Raw genomic sequence first — 17,205 nt, 5'->3', positions numbered from 1 at the left:
CCAACTGTATTTGTTTTATCCACGGGAGTTTAAAATGACATTATCTATTGTCGATCAGAATAAGCTCGATGCTTTTTGGTCATATTGCGTAAAAAATCAGTATTTTAATATAGGTTATCCGGAGTCAGCCGACTTCGATTACACGATACTGGAACGGTTTATGCGTTTCTCCATAAATAATTGTGGTGACTGGGGGGAGTATTGTAATTATTTGCTGAACTCGTTTGATTTTGAAAAAGAAGTAATGGAGTATTTTGCCAGAATTTTCAAAATCCCATTTGAAGAAAGTTGGGGGTACGTTACCAATGGGGGAACTGAAGGTAATATGTTTGGCTGCTATCTGGGGCGTGAGCTGTTTCCAGAAGGTACGCTTTATTACTCGAAAGATACTCATTATTCCGTTGCAAAAATTGTTAAGTTGTTGCGCATTAAATCAAGTCTGGTGGAATCACAGCCGAATGGTGAGATGGACTATGATGATTTGATTCGTAAAATTCAACGCGATAACGAAGAACATCCGATTATTTTTGCAAATATCGGCACAACCGTTCGTGGCGCTATTGATAATATTGCTGAGATCCAACAACGGATTGATCAGCTGGGTATCAAACGTGACGATTATTATTTACATGCTGATGCTGCGTTGAGCGGTATGATTTTGCCGTTTGTGAACGATCCGCAACCTTTCAACTTCGCTGATGGTATTGATTCTATTGGTGTTTCCGGACACAAAATGATTGGTTCGCCTATTCCCTGCGGCATTGTGGTAGCGAAAAGGAAAAACGTTGACCGGATTTCTGTCGAAATTGATTACATCTCTGCACACGATAAAACCATTTCTGGTTCTCGTAACGGCCATACACCGCTAATGATGTGGGAAGCTATTCGCAGCCATTCCTGGAGCGACTGGCAACGCCGCATTGAACATAGCCTGAATATGGCGCAGTACGCAGTCGATCGCTTACAGGCTGCTGGTATTGATGCCTGGCGCAATAAAAACTCTATTACCGTGGTTTTCCCTTGCCCGTCAGAAGCTGTCTGGAAGAAGCACTGTCTGGCCACATCCGGTGAAATCGCACACCTGATTACCACTGCACACCACCTTGACTCCAGCAAGATTGATGAGCTGATTGACGATGTGATCGCCGACCTGAACCAGCAGGCCGCATGAAGAAAGGGCAGTGATAATCATCACTGCCCTCAGGGGGGCGCAACCGATGCCGAGACCAATCATTATCGGTTGCGTCTATCAGACTCTGAACTTACAGAGCCTTCAACGAGATTACCGCTTTACCGATGGGTTGTAACGACAAACTTTGGCCCAGGACATGCGCGGGAGAAGTCCCGCTCATCTCACCATGATCTATTAAATGAGGACTGGCATGGATAAATGTTGCGCGAAAACAAACCAAATGGGCCTGCTTGCGCTGACCATGATGACAGCATCAAATATGATGGGTAGCGGTGTGTTTATGCTGCCTGCCACGCTCGCGAGAATTGGTTCAATCTCTGTCTGGGGATGGGGGCTCGCGTTTTTAGCGATTGCTGCCCTGGCACTCATTTTTTGTAAGATGAGTGAGTTATTTCCGCGCAATGGCGGCATCATAGCCAGTATTACTGCCAGCTTTGGCCCCTTTATCGGCCTACAAATGACATTGTTCTATTGGTTGTCAACGTGGATTGGCAACTGCGCGCTGCTGTTAGCCGGCGTGGGATATCTCTCTTTCTTCTTCCCGGTATTACACAACCCACTTTATGGCACGACGGCATGCATTGTGCTGCTTTGGTGTTCAGTTCTTTGGGGATTACGTGGGGCGAAGCGGGTTGGTTATATGCAAATGTTTACGGGCAGTTGCATGGTGCTGGTGATCCTAAGCATCGGTGTCATGGGCTGGGGACATTTTGACGTTGCTCGTTATCAGGCAGCCTGGAATCTTAGTGGCGTCAGTGATCATCAGGCAATCATTAACGCGGCAACCCTCTCATTATGGGGTTTTCTGGGGATTGAATCTGCATCTGTCTCGTTTAGCCAGGTAAAAAACCCTCGTCGCACAATACCGCTGGCTACCTTGTTAGGGTTGGGGCTCGCTGGGTTATGTTATGCCAGTTCAACCAATGTCATGATGGGTCTACTCCCCCATGATGTACTGATGAACTCCTCTTCTCCTTTTGCCGATAGCGCGAAAGCAATGTGGGGCAGCACGGCTGGGGCGATTATTTCAGCCATGGTCGTTATCGCTTGCCTCGGTGCGATGCCTGGTTGGCAAATCCTGCAAACGGAAGTGCCCAGGGCTGCGGCAGAAGATAATTTGCTCCCTGCTTTTTTTGCCCGTACTAACCGCCATGGTGTTCCCTGGCTTGGGTTGGTTTTTACTGCAGCGCTGATGACTGCACTCCTGCTATTCACATTGTCGCCAAATCTGCAGAACCAGTTCCAGAGCGTGATTACATTGGCCATCTCTGCCAGCTTACTCCCCTATGCCTTTGCTGCAGTATCACTGCCGGTCATGATGGTTGTTAATCGCCGGGGAGGAGATGCCAGTTTCTGGACTTATTGCTGCCTCAGTCTGGTTGCGTTGAGCTTTATTGCACTGGCGCTAATGACAGAGAGTGCCTCTACCGTGGTATGGGGAATTATTTTACAGATGATCACCATCCCTCTTTACCTTCTTTATGTTGCCCGGCGTCATCGCCTGAACAAGGGTGCCCCGCAGCACAATTTGACTGAACAATCTTTTTCTTTATTAAGTAAGGAGTTGTCATGAGCAAAATTCAGGCCATACGAGGTATGCGCGATGTGCTGCCTGACGAAACACCAATGTGGCAGTGGCTGGAGCGTAAGTTTCATCAAATGGCGTTTCGTTATGGATACCAGGAAATGCGCCTGCCGCTCCTGGAGCCCGTTGCGCTTTTTGAACGTGCTGTGGGTGAAGCGACTGATATCGTCTCAAAAGAAATGTACGACTTTACCGATAAAAGCGGTGAGCATATTACCTTGCGCCCGGAAGGGACCAGCGGATGTATGCGCGCGGTTTTGGAAAATAACATGTGTTACAACAAGTCGCAGCGTTTGTGGTATCAGGGACCGATGTTTCGTTACGAGCGTCCGCAAAAAGGGCGGTTACGCCAGTTCACGCAGTTTGGCGTCGAAGCCTTCGGAATGTCCGGTGCTGATGTCGATGCTGAACTGATCTTTATGGTGCGTGATCTATTTGAAGATTTAGGCATATCACAGAACGTCCGGCTGGAAATTAACTCACTAGGGACGCCAGAAGAACGGCGGGCACATCGCAGGGAACTGGTGAGTTGGTTTACTCAACATCGAGACTTGTTGGACGAAGACAGCATCAAGCGCCTGGACGTGAACCCTCTGCGTATCCTCGATAGTAAAAACCCTGAAATGCAAGAGATGATAGAGAACGCACCTCGTTTACTGGATTTTCTGGAAGATGATTCACAGCGGCATTTTAATACGCTGCGGACTCTGCTCGACAATGCCGGTATAACCTATCACATTAACCCACGACTGGTGCGCGGGCTGGATTACTATTCACGCACTGTATTTGAATGGATCACCGATGACTTAGGTTCTCAGGGGACAGTCTGCGGTGGTGGTCGTTATGATGGTCTGGCTGAGTTGTTTAATGGTAAGAAATTGCCCGCTTGTGGGTTTGCTATAGGTATCGAACGATTGTTGCTTCTGCTGCAGACTGTTTATGACGGCCTGAATCCTCAGTGGCAATTCCATCCTGATGTCGTGATTACCAGCGAGCTAGAGGACGGGGGCATACAGGTGCAAGTGTTGGCTTGTGCGCTCCGTCGAGACTTGCCTGGTTTACGAGTCCTCACTGATTGTAGCGGTACCAAACTTAAACGACAGCATCAAAATGCTCTTAAGAGTGGTTGTCGTTTTATTCTGACCATTAATGCTGATCAACAAATTCGTCTTTGGGATTTACAAAATAACCAGCAAAATTTACTAGCGATTCAAGATATTGCATTACGACTTGATGAGCTTAACCAGAAATAAGCGAAATGGGCTATCAAAAGGGCTTCTTGTTGTCTTTTGATAGCTCCTGTAAGATTCTTTAGAAATCCTTATATATTAACAGCCGTGGCTTATGCACTAATAAAAAACACTATTTAGCCAACTTAAATATTATTTACACATTATTCCTATGCCACGAAAAAACCGATTATTTATCGATGGAATTCCTCACCTCGTGCAATTGTGCGGGCATAATGATGAAACTATTTTTAAAGGTGAAGAAGATTACCAGTATTTCTATCAATGCGTCGATACTGCAGTGGGTATTTATGCGATAAAATTGCATGCGTATTCTCTTTCATCAAAAAAAATATTTTTGTTTTTGTCCGCTCCTGATAAAGAATGCCTCGGGCGTTTTATGCAATATATTGCCAAAGGTTACACCCACTACTTCAACCACCGTCACCAGCGCCATGGTACGCTTTGGGATAGTCGATACAATTGCTGCCCCGTCGAACCCAACGCCTATTTCTTACTGACAAAAAAATACGTTGAATGCCATTGCGTGGATGAAACACCTCATCATAGTTTTGCGGATTCCCCCGAAGTGCGGATTACTCCCCATGAGGAGTACCTGCGCCTCGGAGAAAATGCAGCGCAGCGTTCAGGTGCCTATCAGCGCTTTTGCCTGGGGATGATTGCTCCAGCAGTCATTACGCGTATTGAGTCATCTCTGGTGCAAAACTGCCTACTGGCAACGACGCCTTACTCTCAGTCACTGGAAGAAAAATATCAGCGAAATCTGCGGCCACGGAAAAGTGGGCGCCCACGTAAGCATTACCAGAACCCCGCTGCGGACTGGGAGTGGCTGGAAAAAAAAGCGGAGTACTTATTGCAGCAGTATTGCTACAAGGAGATCCGTATGCCACTTCTTGAAAGGTTGGAAGAAAACGCGACGAGGTCTTTTTCCGGTGAAAGTAATGAGCTAATGCTTAATCATCAGGCGTTGTTTCGTGGTGATGGAACGATGGGATGTCTACGGCTTTTATCGCAATATCAGAATCTACAAATTGGCACACGATTATGGTATCTGGGGGCAATGTTCCGTCGTCAGAACCAGCAGAACATCAGCCAATTTCATCAATTGGGCGTGGAAGCGTTTGGCTATCCAGATATTGGCATTGAGATTGAACTCATTTCCTTACAATATGATTTTTTCAAATCGCTACAACTGTTGCCGTTTGTCGAACTCAAAATCAATACATTAGGAAATGTAGAGGAGTTCACTCAATTTCGCCGTCACTTGCAGCAATACTATCAGCCGATGGCATCACTGCTTAATGCCAGGCAGCTAGCTTGCCTGGAGCAACATCCTGAGCGTTTATTGAGTGATAAAGATAATTTGATGCTGCGGTTGGCAGAAAAAGCGCCGCAACTTGAAGCATGCCTGTCATTACAATCCCGCCAGCGTTTTACGCATCTTTGCAACTCACTGACTGCATTGAATATCCCTTTTACCCACGATAAGAATCTCTTCCCCGTAAATGACTATAACGACCAGCTTTTCGAATGGTATGCGGATTCGTTGCATCATAATAAATTGCTGTGTCGGGGCGGGCGTTACGACAATAGCGCCAGTAGGTTAATTGGGCATCCTGTTTCTGCATGTGGTTTCGCTTTCATGCTGGAACCGATTATGCAGTTGCTCACCACTACGAAAAAAGGCAGCGATTACGGTAAGCATGTCGATGTTGTCATCATACCCAGCCAGGAACGGGCACGGGATCAGGCAATACTGCTTGGTCGCCGACTCAGGCGTAATTTCCCGCATTTGAGCATTGTCAATGATTGCTCCACGCTACGCTTATCAACCCGGCAGAAGAACGCGCAACGTCAGGGGGCACGTTTTATTTTGCTTATCGACGGTAGCGACAATGAGGTCACTTTTTGTGATGAAGAAAACCATTGCTGGGTGCAAATCCCTCTTCATGAAGTGACTGCACATTTGAGTATGGTGTTAATGATGTAACCCGGTGGCTCGCAATGAGAAGTGGCCTTCCTTTTACTGAAGGGGATACCTTTCTTTATCTGGGAAAAGGCACTGGTGGATATTTCCTGTTTTGTGACAAGCAACACAAAACGCTGTGCGATACGTTTTTCTCGAGAATAAATGAACGTAATCGATCACCATCACAAAATTACTCGCTGATAAATCGTACAAAATCAGTGTTAATACAATGTTGATAATGATGGTTTTATGTATTATTTAGTTTAAATATTGATAAATGTAATGTTTCTTTACAAACAAATAAGGCAAAAAAATGTGATGCATGGCGTTATTTATTCACGGTTACAATTAAAATATAATTAAATTTGATAAGTTGCTTATTAAATTTAAGCGGCATTTTGCCTGATAATTACTCTGTAATTGATTGAAATATAGCCTTTCATGTTTTTTGGAAATAGCGGAAAAAGCAGGTGTGTTATTGCCATAAAATTCCGTTATCCCCCCATCTTTTTTTGATTAAAGTCAGGTTAAAGTGAGATCGTGTTTTTATAATATATTGATTATAAAGTGTTTTATTGTTTTATAATAATCTTACAAAATGTAAGGGAAGGGGATTTGTGAGTGGTCGCACATATCCTCGATTGCTTAATTTGGTACACTTCCTGCCGTCAACAAAGTAATTAGCGCAGGTCGATATGAATACTATTACTCTCCCTAAAACACAGCATTTAGTGGTCTTTCAGGAAGTCATTAGAAGTGGTTCTATCGGCTCGGCTGCAAAAGAATTAGGATTAACTCAACCCGCTGTCAGCAAAATCATTAACGATGTTGAGGCTTATTTTGGCATTGAGTTAGTCGTGCGTAAAAATACCGGTGTGACGCTGACCCAGGCAGGTCAGGTAATGCTTTCATGGTCTGAATCCATTACCCGCGAAATGAAAAACATGGTTGATGAGATGAATAGCATGACCAGCAACGCGGTTGTGGATGTGTCGTTTGGCTTCCCTTCACTGATCGCCTTTACCATCATGTCCGGCATGATTAAAAAATTCAAAGAGGTGTTCCCGAAAGCGCAGGTTTCCATGTATGAGGCTCAGCTCTCTTCTTTCTTACCTGCGGTACGCGATGGTCGTCTGGATTTCGCCATTGGTACGCTAAGTGATGAGATGAAACTGCAGGACCTCCATGTTGAGCCGCTTTTTGAATCAGAGTTTATTCTGGTGGCCAGTAAGTCCCGAACATGCACCGGCATCACCACACTGAGCGCGTTGAAAAACGAACAGTGGGTGTTGCCACAAACGAATATGGGTTACTACAGCGAACTTCTTACCACGTTACAAAATAATGGCATCAGCAGTGAAAACATCGTTAAAACAGACTCCGTCGTCACGATTTATAATCTTGTTCTCAATGCTGATTTCTTAACAGTAATTCCCTGTGATATGACCGCTCCATTTGGTTCAGACCAGTTTATTACTATCCCGGTAGAAGAAGCCTTACCGGTTGCACGTTATGCCGCCGTTTGGTCTAAAAATTATCGAATAAAAAAAGCAGCATCTATTTTGGTTGAATTAGCCAAAGAATATTCGTCATATAATTGTTGTAGGCGAAAGCAATTAATTAAGATTGATTAAAGATTGAACTTGTTTTAATGAAAATTAACACCATCGGTCTATATCAGACGTTGGTCACGGCTATCTATTTACTTTAATACCCAGGTAAGAGGTTCTAATGCACATTACATACGATCTCCCGGTTGCAATTGAAGATATCCTCGAAGCGAAAAAAAGACTGGCGGGGAAAATTTATAAAACGGGAATGCCTCGCTCTAACTATTTTAGTGAACGTTGCAAAGGGGAAATTTTCCTCAAATTCGAAAATATGCAACGTACGGGCTCATTTAAAATCCGTGGTGCTTTTAATAAGCTCAGTTCATTAACTGAAGCTGAAAGACGTAAAGGTGTGGTGGCGTGTTCTGCGGGTAACCATGCGCAGGGCGTTTCTCTCTCTTGCGCTATGCTCGGTATCGACGGCAAAGTGGTGATGCCAAAAGGCGCGCCGAAATCTAAAGTGGCGGCAACCTGCGATTACTCCGCAGAAGTTGTGCTGCACGGTGACAACTTCAACGACACTATCGCTAAGGTCAGCGAAATTGTCGAAACTGAAGGCCGTATCTTTATTCCTCCTTATGATGATCCAAAAGTGATTGCCGGCCAGGGAACGATTGGCCTGGAAATTTTAGAAGATTTATACGATGTCGATAACGTGATTGTACCCATTGGCGGTGGCGGACTGATTGCGGGTATTGCCGTAGCAATTAAATCTATCAACCCAACAATTAGAATTATTGGCGTGCAGTCTGAAAACGTTCACGGCATGGCGGCATCTTTCCACGCTGGAGAAATAACCACGCACCGAACGACCGGCACCCTGGCGGATGGTTGTGACGTCTCCCGCCCGGGTACTTTGACCTATGAAATCGTTCGTGAGTTGGTAGATGACATTGTCCTGGTCAGCGAAGATGAAATTCGCAACAGCATGGTGGCATTAATTCAGCGAAATAAAGTTGTGACTGAAGGTGCCGGTGCGCTGGCCTGCGCAGCATTATTAAGCGGGAAATTAGATAGCTATATCCAGAACAGAAAAACAGTCAGCATTATTTCTGGCGGTAATATCGATCTTTCTCGTGTATCCCAAATTACTGGTTTAGTTGACGCTTAATATACTTCGTTGAGGATAGGATATGAGTACTACTGATAGCATTGTATCCAGCCAGACAAAACAATCGTCCTGGCGTAAATCAGACACCACCTGGACACTGGGTTTATTTGGTACAGCCATCGGCGCCGGGGTGTTGTTCTTCCCTATCCGCGCAGGTTTTGGCGGCTTGATTCCCATTCTGTTGATGCTGGTGTTAGCATACCCCATCGCTTTCTATTGCCACCGTGCCCTGGCACGCCTGTGTCTTTCCGGTTCTAATCCTTCCGGCAACATCACAGAAACGGTTGAAGAGCACTTTGGTAAAACGGGCGGCGTGGTTATCACGTTCCTCTACTTCTTTGCGATTTGTCCGCTGCTGTGGATTTACGGCGTCACCATTACCAACACCTTTATGACCTTCTGGGAAAACCAGTTGCAGATGCCTGCGCTGAACCGTGGCTTCGTGGCACTGTTCCTGCTGCTGTTGATGGCATTCGTCATCTGGTTTGGTAAGGACCTGATGGTTAAAGTGATGAGCTACCTGGTATGGCCGTTTATTGCCAGCCTGGTGCTTATCTCCCTGTCCCTGATTCCTTACTGGAACTCTGCGGTTATCCAGCAGGTTGATCTCAGCAATATCGCGCTGACTGGTCATGACGGTATTCTGGTCACTGTGTGGCTGGGTATTTCCATCATGGTGTTCTCTTTCAACTTCTCGCCGATTGTTTCTTCCTTCGTCGTCTCTAAACGTGAAGAGTATGAGAAAGATTTTGGCCGCGAATTTACCGAGCAGAAGTGCTCTAAAATCATCTCTCGCGCCAGTATGCTGATGGTTGCTGTGGTGATGTTCTTCGCCTTTAGCTGCCTGTTCACACTCTCTCCGGCAAACATGGCTGACGCGAAAGCGCAAAATATTCCGGTGCTGTCTTACCTGGCGAACCACTTTGCGTCACTGTCTGGCACGAAATCGACCTTCGCGACAGTTCTGGAATACGGTGCGTCTATCATCGCACTGGTCGCTATCTTCAAATCTTTCTTCGGCCACTATCTGGGCACGCTGGAAGGTCTGAACGGTCTGGTGCTGAAGTTTGGTTATAAAGGCGATAAAACTAAAGTTTCCGCCGGTAAACTCAACACCATCAGCATGATCTTCATCATGGGTTCCACCTGGGTTGTGGCTTACGCCAACCCGAATATCCTGGACCTGATTGAAGCGATGGGTGCGCCAATTATCGCCTCACTGCTCTGCTTGCTGCCGATGTATGCCATCCGTAAAGCGCCGTCACTGGCGAAATACCGTGGCCGTCTGGATAACGTGTTTGTTACCGTGATTGGTTTGCTGACCATCCTGAACATCGTTTACAAACTGTTTTAATCCATAAGCTCAGGATGAGCGGAGTAGTGAAATGAATGAGTTTCCGGTAGTACTGGTTATTAACTGCGGTTCATCTTCCATTAAATTCTCAGTGCTGGATGCAGCAAACTGTGAAGTTTTAATGGCGGGAATTGCAGACGGTATTAACTCTGAAAATGCGTTCATAGCAATTAATGGAGGTGAGCCAGCTAAGCTGGCTCACCACAGCTACGAAGATGCATTAAAGGCTATTGCCGTTGAACTGGAGAACCGTAATTTAATGGACAGCGTGGCCTTAATTGGCCACCGTATTGCCCACGGCGGAAGTATCTTTACTGAATCGGCAATTATTACTGATGAAGTTATTGAGAATATTCGCCGGGTCTCTCCTTTAGCACCGTTACATAATTATGCGAACCTGAGTGGGATTGAATCTGCACAGCATCTTTTCCCAGGTGTGCAGCAGGTTGCGGTATTTGATACCAGCTTCCACCAGACAATGGCGCCTGAAGCTTATATGTACGGTTTACCGTGGAAATATTTTGAGGAGCTGGGTGTTCGTCGTTATGGCTTCCATGGCACGTCGCACCGCTATGTTTCTCAACGTGCGCATGAACTGCTTGAGCTACCGCATGATGATTCTGGACTGGTTGTGGCTCACCTCGGGAACGGGGCGTCTATCTGTGCGGTTCGTAATGGGCGGAGCGTGGATACCTCGATGGGGATGACGCCGCTGGAAGGCCTGATGATGGGGACTCGCAGTGGTGATGTGGACTTCGGTGCGATGGCGTGGATCGCCAGTGAAACCAACCAGACGCTAAGCGACCTTGAACGCGTAGTGAATAAGGAATCTGGTCTGTTGGGTATTTCCGGTTTGTCGTCCGACTTACGTACGCTGGAAAAAGCCTGGCACGAAGGACACGAACGCGCACAGCTGGCGATTAAAACGTTTGTGCATCGTATTGCACGTCATATCGCCGGACATGCTGCATCGTTGCATCGTCTTGATGGGATTATTTTTACCGGTGGAATTGGTGAGAATTCAGTATTAATTCGTCGTCTGGTGATTGAGCATCTTGCCGTTTTAGGTGTGAATATCGACAGCGATATGAATAGTCTGCCAAATTCTCATGGCGAAAGAATTATCTCTAATAAGGACGCTCGTGTCGTCTGTGCGGTTATTCCCACAAATGAAGAGAAAATGATTGCTCGTGATGCCATTTATTTAGGCAAAATTAATACACCAGTAGAATTTGCATAATTAATTTTCAGTAGAGAGATTATTTTTCATGAAGGTAAATATCGATACCAGCGATATGCTGTATGCCGAAGCCTGGAACGGCTTTAAAGGTACGGACTGGAAAGAAGAAATTAATGTCCGTGATTTTATTCAGCACAACTACACGCCTTATGAAGGGGATGAATCTTTCCTCGCCGAAGCAACACCAGCAACCACTGCGCTGTGGGAAAAGGTGATGGCGGGTATTCGTATTGAAAACTCAACGCATGCGCCGGTTGATTTCGATACCAATATTGCAACGACAATTACCGCACACGATGCGGGTTATATTGAACAAGAACTGGAAAAGATTGTCGGTCTGCAAACGGACAAGCCGCTCAAGCGCGCTCTGCATCCGTTTGGCGGCATCAACATGATCAAAAGCTCTTTTGATGCTTATGGTCGTGAGATGGACGCTGATTTTGAATATCAGTTTACAGAACTGCGTAAAACCCATAACCAGGGTGTGTTCGATGCCTACTCTCCGGATATGTTGCGTTGCCGTAAATCCGGTGTACTGACTGGTCTGCCGGATGGCTATGGTCGTGGCCGCATTATCGGCGACTACCGCCGCGTGGCGCTGTACGGTATCCGCTACCTGGTACGTGAACGTGAACTGCAATTTGCCGATCTTCAGTCGAACCTGGAGTGGGGGCAGAATCTTGAAGCCACGATTCGTCTGCGTGAAGAGTTGTCTGAGCACCGTCGTGCCCTGCTGCAAATGCAGGAAATGGCGGCGAAATACGGCTGCGATATCTCCCGTCCGGCGCGTAATGCGCAGGAAGCGGTACAGTGGGTGTACTTTGCTTACCTGGCTGCGGTGAAATCTCAGAATGGCGGCGCGATGTCGCTGGGCCGTACTGCCTCCTTCCTCGATATCTACATTGAGCGTGACTTCAAAGCAGGCACCTTAACCGAGCAGCAGGCGCAGGAGCTGATCGACCACTTCATCATGAAGATCCGCATGGTGCGCTTCCTGCGTACGCCGGAATTCGACACCCTGTTCTCCGGTGACCCTATTTGGGCGACCGAAGTTATCGGCGGTATGGGGCTGGATGGCCGCACGCTGGTGACGAAAAACTCGTTCCGCTACCTGCATACGCTGCACACTATGGGACCGGCACCTGAGCCGAACCTGACGGTGCTGTGGTCTGAAGCACTGCCGATTGCCTTCAAAAAATATGCCGCCCAGGTATCTATCGTCACATCGTCTTTGCAATACGAAAACGACGATCTGATGCGTGCAGACTTTGACAGCGATGACTATGCCATTGCCTGTTGCGTTAGCCCGATGGTGATCGGCAAACAAATGCAGTTCTTTGGCGCGCGAGCCAACCTCGCCAAAACGTTGTTGTACGCAATCAACGGCGGTGTGGATGAGAAACTGAAAATCCAGGTTGGACCGAAAACCACGCCACTGATGGATGATGTGTTGGATTACGACACGGTGATGGAGAGCCTGGACCACTTTATGGACTGGCTGGCCGTGCAGTACATCAGCGCACTGAACATCATCCACTACATGCACGACAAGTACAGCTACGAAGCTTCGCTGATGGCGCTGCACGATCGTGACGTTTATCGCACGATGGCGTGCGGTATGGCGGGTCTCTCCGTAGCGGCGGATTCTCTGTCAGCGATTAAGTACGCACGAGTGAAACCGATTCGTGATGAAAACGGTCTGGCTGTCGATTTCGAAATTGAAGGCGACTATCCGCAATACGGTAACAACGATGAGCGCGTAGACAGCATCGCCTGCGACCTGGTTGAACGCTTTATGAAGAAAATTAAAGTGTTGCCAACCTATCGTAACGCAGTGCCGACGCAGTCCATTCTGACCATCACCTCTAACGTGGTGTATGGCCAGAAAACCGGTAACACGCCGGATGGACGTCGCGCAGGTACACCGTTTGCACCTGGGGCGAACCCGATGCACGGCCGCGATCGCAAAGGTGCTGTTGCCTCGTTGACCTCGGTGGCCAAACTGCCATTTACCTATGCCAAAGATGGTATCTCGTACACCTTCTCCATTGTGCCGGCTGCGCTGGGCAAAGAGGACAGCGTACGTAAAACCAACCTGGTCGGTCTGCTGGATGGTTACTTCCATCATGAAGCACATGTCGAAGGCGGGCAGCACCTGAACGTTAACGTCATGAACCGCGAAATGTTGATGGATGCCATAGAGCACCCGGAAAACTATCCGAACCTGACGATCCGCGTGTCTGGTTATGCGGTGCGCTTTAACGCGCTGACCCGCGAACAGCAGCAGGACGTTATTTCACGTACTTTCACCCAGGCGCTATAACGCCGGAGGGGCTATGAGAAAAGTTATTGCAACGGAATGTGCGCCAGGGGCCATTGGCCCTTACGTACAGGGTGTGGATCTGGGCAGCATGGTGTTCACATCGGGCCAAATACCGGTGTGCCCACAGACCGGTGAAGTGGCTGAAAACGTGGTCGATCAGGCGCGTCAGAGTCTGGAAAACGTGAAAGCGATTGTCGAGTCCGCAGGTTTGAAAGTGAGCGACATCGTGAAAACCACCGTTTTCGTTGCCGACCTGAATGACTTCGCCACGATTAACCAGGTGTACCAGCAGTTCTTTGATGAGCACAAGGCTATCTACCCCACGCGCAGTTGCGTTCAGGTCGCCCGCTTACCGAAGGATGTGAAGCTGGAGATTGAGGCCATCGCCGTACGTGGTGACACGGTGTAATCCCCTGCGGGGCGATCGTGCGGATCGCCCCGATCCTTTAATGAGTGTGAAACCTGGTCTTCACTGAACGGCAATCCGAGGGTGTGGATATGATTAGCGCATTCGATATTTTTAAGATTGGCATTGGACCTTCCAGCTCCCATACCGTGGGGCCAATGAACGCCGGTAAAAGCTTTATTGACCAACTGGTCAGTAGCGGAGAATTGCACCAGACCACGCGCATTGTGGTCGATCTCTATGGATCGCTCTCCCTGACCGGAAAAGGTCACGCGACCGATATCGCCATCATGATGGGGCTGGCCGGTAACAGTCCGCAAAACGTCAATATTGATTCAATTGCTGGTTTTACTCAGGAAGTGACACGTACCGGACGTTTACCGGTTGCCGAGGGCACACATGTTGTCGATTTCCCACCTGCTGAAAGCATCCTTTTCCATAGCGAAACACTTCCGCGCCATGAGAATGGCATGCGCATCGTCGCGTGGAATGGTCAGGAGATGCTGTTAAGTAAAACCTATTACTCCGTCGGCGGTGGTTTTATCGTTGAAGAGGAGCAATTTGGTCAGGCACATGACGTTGAAACACATGTACCCTACAACTTTCATTCCGCCAGCGAACTGCTGAAACTCTGCGAGCGAAACGGACTTTCCGTTTCCGGTCTGATGATGCAAAACGAGCTGGCGCTGCGCAGCAAAGAAGAGATTGATGCTGGCTTTGCCGCGATCTGGGATGTCATGCACGCGGGTATTGAACGCGGTATGAACACCGAAGGCGTTCTGCCTGGTCCACTCAACGTCCCGCGTCGCGCCGTGGCACTGCGTCGGTTGCTGGTCTCCAGCGATAACTTGTCCAGCGATCCGATGAACGTTATTGACTGGATCAACATGTTCGCTCTGGCCGTGAGCGAAGAAAACGCCGCCGGGTGTCGGGTTGTTACCGCACCGACCAATGGCGCATGCGGGATTATCCCTGCCGTCCTGGCTTATTACGACAAGTTCCGCCGTCCGGTGAATGCCAACTCCATCGCCCGTTATTTACTGGCTGCCGGGGCGATAGGCGCACTGTATAAGATGAACGCCTCGATCTCTGGCGCCGAAGTCGGCTGTCAGGGCGAAATTGGTGTGGCCTGCTCAATGGCCGCGGCTGGGCTGACGGAATTGCTTGGTGGTAGCCCTGCGCAGGTCTGCATTGCGGCTGAGATCGCGATGGAGCATAACCTTGGCCTTACCTGCGATCCGGTGGCCGGACAGGTGCAGATTCCGTGCATTGAACGTAATGCGATCAACGCAGTGAAAGCCGTCAACGCCGCGCGAATGGCGTTACGACGGACGTCCGAGCCACGCGTCTCGCTCGATAAAGTGATCGAAACTATGTACGAGACGGGCAAAGACATGAACGACAAATACCGTGAAACCTCTCGTGGAGGCCTGGCAATTAAAGTGGTTTGTACCTGAGGTTAATGGCCGTTATTAGGGGTTGCACGCTTTTCTCGGCCGGATAAGGCGCAAGCGCCGCCATCCGGCAAAGAGTGATTCAATCTGACAGGACAAAAAAGGCGTACTTTAGTACGCCTTTTTTGTTGTGATCTGCTTCAAAAATAGAAATTAATAACATTTTATGTGAGTTAAAGAGAAAATATTTCTTAACTATCAGCAATTACAGGGGTTTGTTTGTGAAGTTTTTCTCTAACCCTGCGCGTATGATTTCTCCATTCTAATAGCTTGCCTGCATCTCATGTACTGCGTATCGCCTTGAAGCAGTGCGATAAAATAAAAAAAAACTCTACCTACACATTAAGCGGGAAATTATGGAAACGGCAACGAATAGTAGCGTAATACTCGACGCATCAGCGCCTGCGCGTCGGGCGGGAATGACCGAAAGTGAATGGCAGGAAGCCATTAAGTTCGACAGCACGGACACGGGCTGGGTCATTATGAGTATTGGGATGGCGATTGGTGCGGGGATTGTTTTCCTTCCCGTCCAGGTGGGGCTTATGGGGCTGTGGGTTTTCTTGCTCTCCTCAATTATCGGCTATCCTGCGATGTATTTGTTCCAGCGCCTGTTTATCAACACGCTGGCGGAATCCCCGGAATGCAAAGACTACCCGAGCGTAATCAGCGGCTATTTGGGTAAAAACTGGGGCATCCTGTTAGGCGCGTTATATTTTGTGATGCTGGTTATCTGGATGTTCGTTTACTCCACGGCTATCACTAACGATAGCGCCTCTTATCTGCACACTTTTGGCGTCACTGAAGGGTTGTTGTCTGACAGCCCATTCTACGGCCTGGTGCTGATTTGTATCCTGGTTGCCATCTCGTCACGTGGCGAAAAAATGTTGTTTAAGATCTCCACGGGCATGGTGTTGACCAAGCTGTTGGTGGTTGCCGCGCTTGGTGTATCAATGGTGGGGATGTGGCATTTGTATAATGCGGGCTCACTGCCGCCGATGGCGCTCCTGATCAAAAACGCAATTATCACGCTGCCGTTTACCCTGACTTCAATTCTGTTTATTCAGACGCTAAGTCCGATGGTTATTTCGTACCGCTCTCGTGAGAAATCGATTGAGGTGGCACGCCATAAGGCCCTGCGTGCTATGAATATCGCCTTCGGTATTCTGTTTGTCACCGTCTTTTTCTACGCCGTTTCCTTCACGCTGGCGATGGGTCACGACGAAGCGGTTAAAGCCTATGAGCAGAACATTTCCGCTCTGGCGATTGCCGCACAGTTTATCAGTGGTGATGGTGCCGGTTGGGTAAAAATCGTCAGCGTTATCCTGAACATTTTCGCCGTGATGACCGCCTTCTTCGGTGTTTACCTGGGCTTTCGTGAAGCCACTCAGGGGATCGTGATGAATGTGCTGCGCCGCAAAATGCCAGCTGAGAAAATTAACGAAACTCTGGTTCAACGCGGCATTATGGTCTTCGCTATCTTACTGGCCTGGAGTGCAATTGTGCTCAATGCGCCGGTACTGAGCTTCACCTCTATTTGTAGCCCAATCTTCGGCATGGTGGGTTGCTTGATCCCGGCCTGGCTGGTCTACAAAGTTCCTGCATTGCACAAATACAAAGGCGCCTCCCTGTACCTGATTATCGTCACCGGCCTGTTGTTGTGCGTTTCTCCGTTCCTGGCATTTTCCTGAGTTATCTGAGCAAGGGTTGTTGT

At 48.1% G+C, this 17,205-nt stretch carries 12 protein-coding genes; all 12 read left to right on the top strand.

Annotated elements, in window-relative coordinates; translation table 11 throughout:
- Positions 1–34: 34 nt before the first annotated feature.
- The 12 genes from ACLJXE_RS10210 (at position 35) to ACLJXE_RS10155 (ending at position 17,182) form a co-directional block, all read left to right on the top strand.
- The gene (locus ACLJXE_RS10210; RefSeq protein WP_286629418.1) at positions 35–1,171 is read left to right on the top strand and encodes a histidine decarboxylase; all 1,137 of its coding nucleotides are present in this window, start codon (positions 35–37) and stop codon (positions 1,169–1,171) included.
- A gap of 211 nt (positions 1,172–1,382) precedes the next feature.
- Positions 1,383–2,765 carry an amino acid permease gene (locus ACLJXE_RS10205; protein ID WP_286629419.1) on the top strand — a complete coding sequence of 461 codons (1,383 nt, stop codon included), beginning with the start codon at positions 1,383–1,385 and terminating at the stop codon, positions 2,763–2,765.
- Positions 2,762–4,030, top strand: a complete 1,269-nt coding sequence (gene hisS / locus ACLJXE_RS10200; protein ID WP_286629420.1) for a histidine--tRNA ligase — start codon at positions 2,762–2,764, stop codon at positions 4,028–4,030. The genes ACLJXE_RS10205 and hisS overlap by 4 nt, the downstream gene beginning before the upstream one ends.
- A gap of 148 nt (positions 4,031–4,178) precedes the next feature.
- On the top strand, positions 4,179–6,017 hold the full coding sequence (locus tag ACLJXE_RS10195) for an ATP phosphoribosyltransferase regulatory subunit (RefSeq protein WP_410750795.1): 1,839 nt from the start codon (positions 4,179–4,181) through the stop codon (positions 6,015–6,017).
- A gap of 674 nt (positions 6,018–6,691) precedes the next feature.
- On the top strand, positions 6,692–7,630 hold the full coding sequence (tdcA, locus tag ACLJXE_RS10190; protein ID WP_410750794.1) for a transcriptional regulator TdcA: 939 nt from the start codon (positions 6,692–6,694) through the stop codon (positions 7,628–7,630).
- A gap of 97 nt (positions 7,631–7,727) precedes the next feature.
- Complete coding sequence (gene tdcB / locus ACLJXE_RS10185; RefSeq protein WP_137382486.1) at positions 7,728–8,717, top strand: bifunctional threonine ammonia-lyase/L-serine ammonia-lyase TdcB; 990 nt, start codon at positions 7,728–7,730, stop codon at positions 8,715–8,717.
- Between the two features lie 22 nt (positions 8,718–8,739).
- Positions 8,740–10,071, top strand: coding sequence for a threonine/serine transporter TdcC (tdcC, locus tag ACLJXE_RS10180; protein ID WP_271442072.1), 1,332 nt, complete (start codon positions 8,740–8,742; stop codon positions 10,069–10,071).
- Between the two features lie 31 nt (positions 10,072–10,102).
- The gene (tdcD, locus tag ACLJXE_RS10175; RefSeq protein ID WP_410750793.1) at positions 10,103–11,311 is read left to right on the top strand and encodes a propionate kinase; all 1,209 of its coding nucleotides are present in this window, start codon (positions 10,103–10,105) and stop codon (positions 11,309–11,311) included.
- 28 nt (positions 11,312–11,339) lie between these two features.
- A complete protein-coding gene (gene pflB, locus ACLJXE_RS10170; RefSeq protein WP_410750792.1) occupies positions 11,340–13,634 on the top strand; it encodes a formate C-acetyltransferase in 2,295 nt (764 codons plus the stop codon).
- Between the two features lie 13 nt (positions 13,635–13,647).
- Positions 13,648–14,043 (top strand): enamine/imine deaminase, encoded by a 396-nt coding sequence (locus ACLJXE_RS10165; RefSeq protein WP_286629425.1) that lies wholly within the window; start codon positions 13,648–13,650, stop codon positions 14,041–14,043.
- An 89-nt stretch (positions 14,044–14,132) separates the two neighbouring features.
- Entirely contained in the window at positions 14,133–15,497 is a 1,365-nt protein-coding gene (gene tdcG / locus ACLJXE_RS10160) for an L-serine ammonia-lyase (protein ID WP_410750791.1), read from the top strand.
- Between the two features lie 353 nt (positions 15,498–15,850).
- A complete protein-coding gene (locus ACLJXE_RS10155; protein ID WP_410750790.1) occupies positions 15,851–17,182 on the top strand; it encodes a hypothetical protein in 1,332 nt (443 codons plus the stop codon).
- Positions 17,183–17,205: the final 23 nt, after the last annotated feature.

This window comes from Citrobacter sp. U14242 (assembly GCF_046555775.1).
In the GTDB taxonomy this organism is placed as follows: Bacteria; Pseudomonadota; Gammaproteobacteria; order Enterobacterales; family Enterobacteriaceae; genus Citrobacter.
This window is presented reverse-complemented; position numbering and strand designations above follow the sequence as displayed.

What these genes read in the sequence shown, in the direction of transcription:
- ACLJXE_RS10210 (WP_286629418.1), top strand. Translation starts at nt 35, where the DNA reads ATGACATTATCTATTGTCGATCAGAATAAGCTCGATGCTTTTTGGTCA.
- ACLJXE_RS10205 (WP_286629419.1), top strand. Translation starts at nt 1,383, where the DNA reads ATGGATAAATGTTGCGCGAAAACAAACCAAATGGGCCTGCTTGCGCTG.
- hisS (WP_286629420.1), top strand. Translation starts at nt 2,762, where the DNA reads ATGAGCAAAATTCAGGCCATACGAGGTATGCGCGATGTGCTGCCTGAC.
- ACLJXE_RS10195 (WP_410750795.1), top strand. Translation starts at nt 4,179, where the DNA reads ATGCCACGAAAAAACCGATTATTTATCGATGGAATTCCTCACCTCGTG.
- tdcA (WP_410750794.1), top strand. Translation starts at nt 6,692, where the DNA reads ATGAATACTATTACTCTCCCTAAAACACAGCATTTAGTGGTCTTTCAG.
- tdcB (WP_137382486.1), top strand. Translation starts at nt 7,728, where the DNA reads ATGCACATTACATACGATCTCCCGGTTGCAATTGAAGATATCCTCGAA.
- tdcC (WP_271442072.1), top strand. Translation starts at nt 8,740, where the DNA reads ATGAGTACTACTGATAGCATTGTATCCAGCCAGACAAAACAATCGTCC.
- tdcD (WP_410750793.1), top strand. Translation starts at nt 10,103, where the DNA reads ATGAATGAGTTTCCGGTAGTACTGGTTATTAACTGCGGTTCATCTTCC.
- pflB (WP_410750792.1), top strand. Translation starts at nt 11,340, where the DNA reads ATGAAGGTAAATATCGATACCAGCGATATGCTGTATGCCGAAGCCTGG.
- ACLJXE_RS10165 (WP_286629425.1), top strand. Translation starts at nt 13,648, where the DNA reads ATGAGAAAAGTTATTGCAACGGAATGTGCGCCAGGGGCCATTGGCCCT.
- tdcG (WP_410750791.1), top strand. Translation starts at nt 14,133, where the DNA reads ATGATTAGCGCATTCGATATTTTTAAGATTGGCATTGGACCTTCCAGC.
- ACLJXE_RS10155 (WP_410750790.1), top strand. Translation starts at nt 15,851, where the DNA reads ATGGAAACGGCAACGAATAGTAGCGTAATACTCGACGCATCAGCGCCT.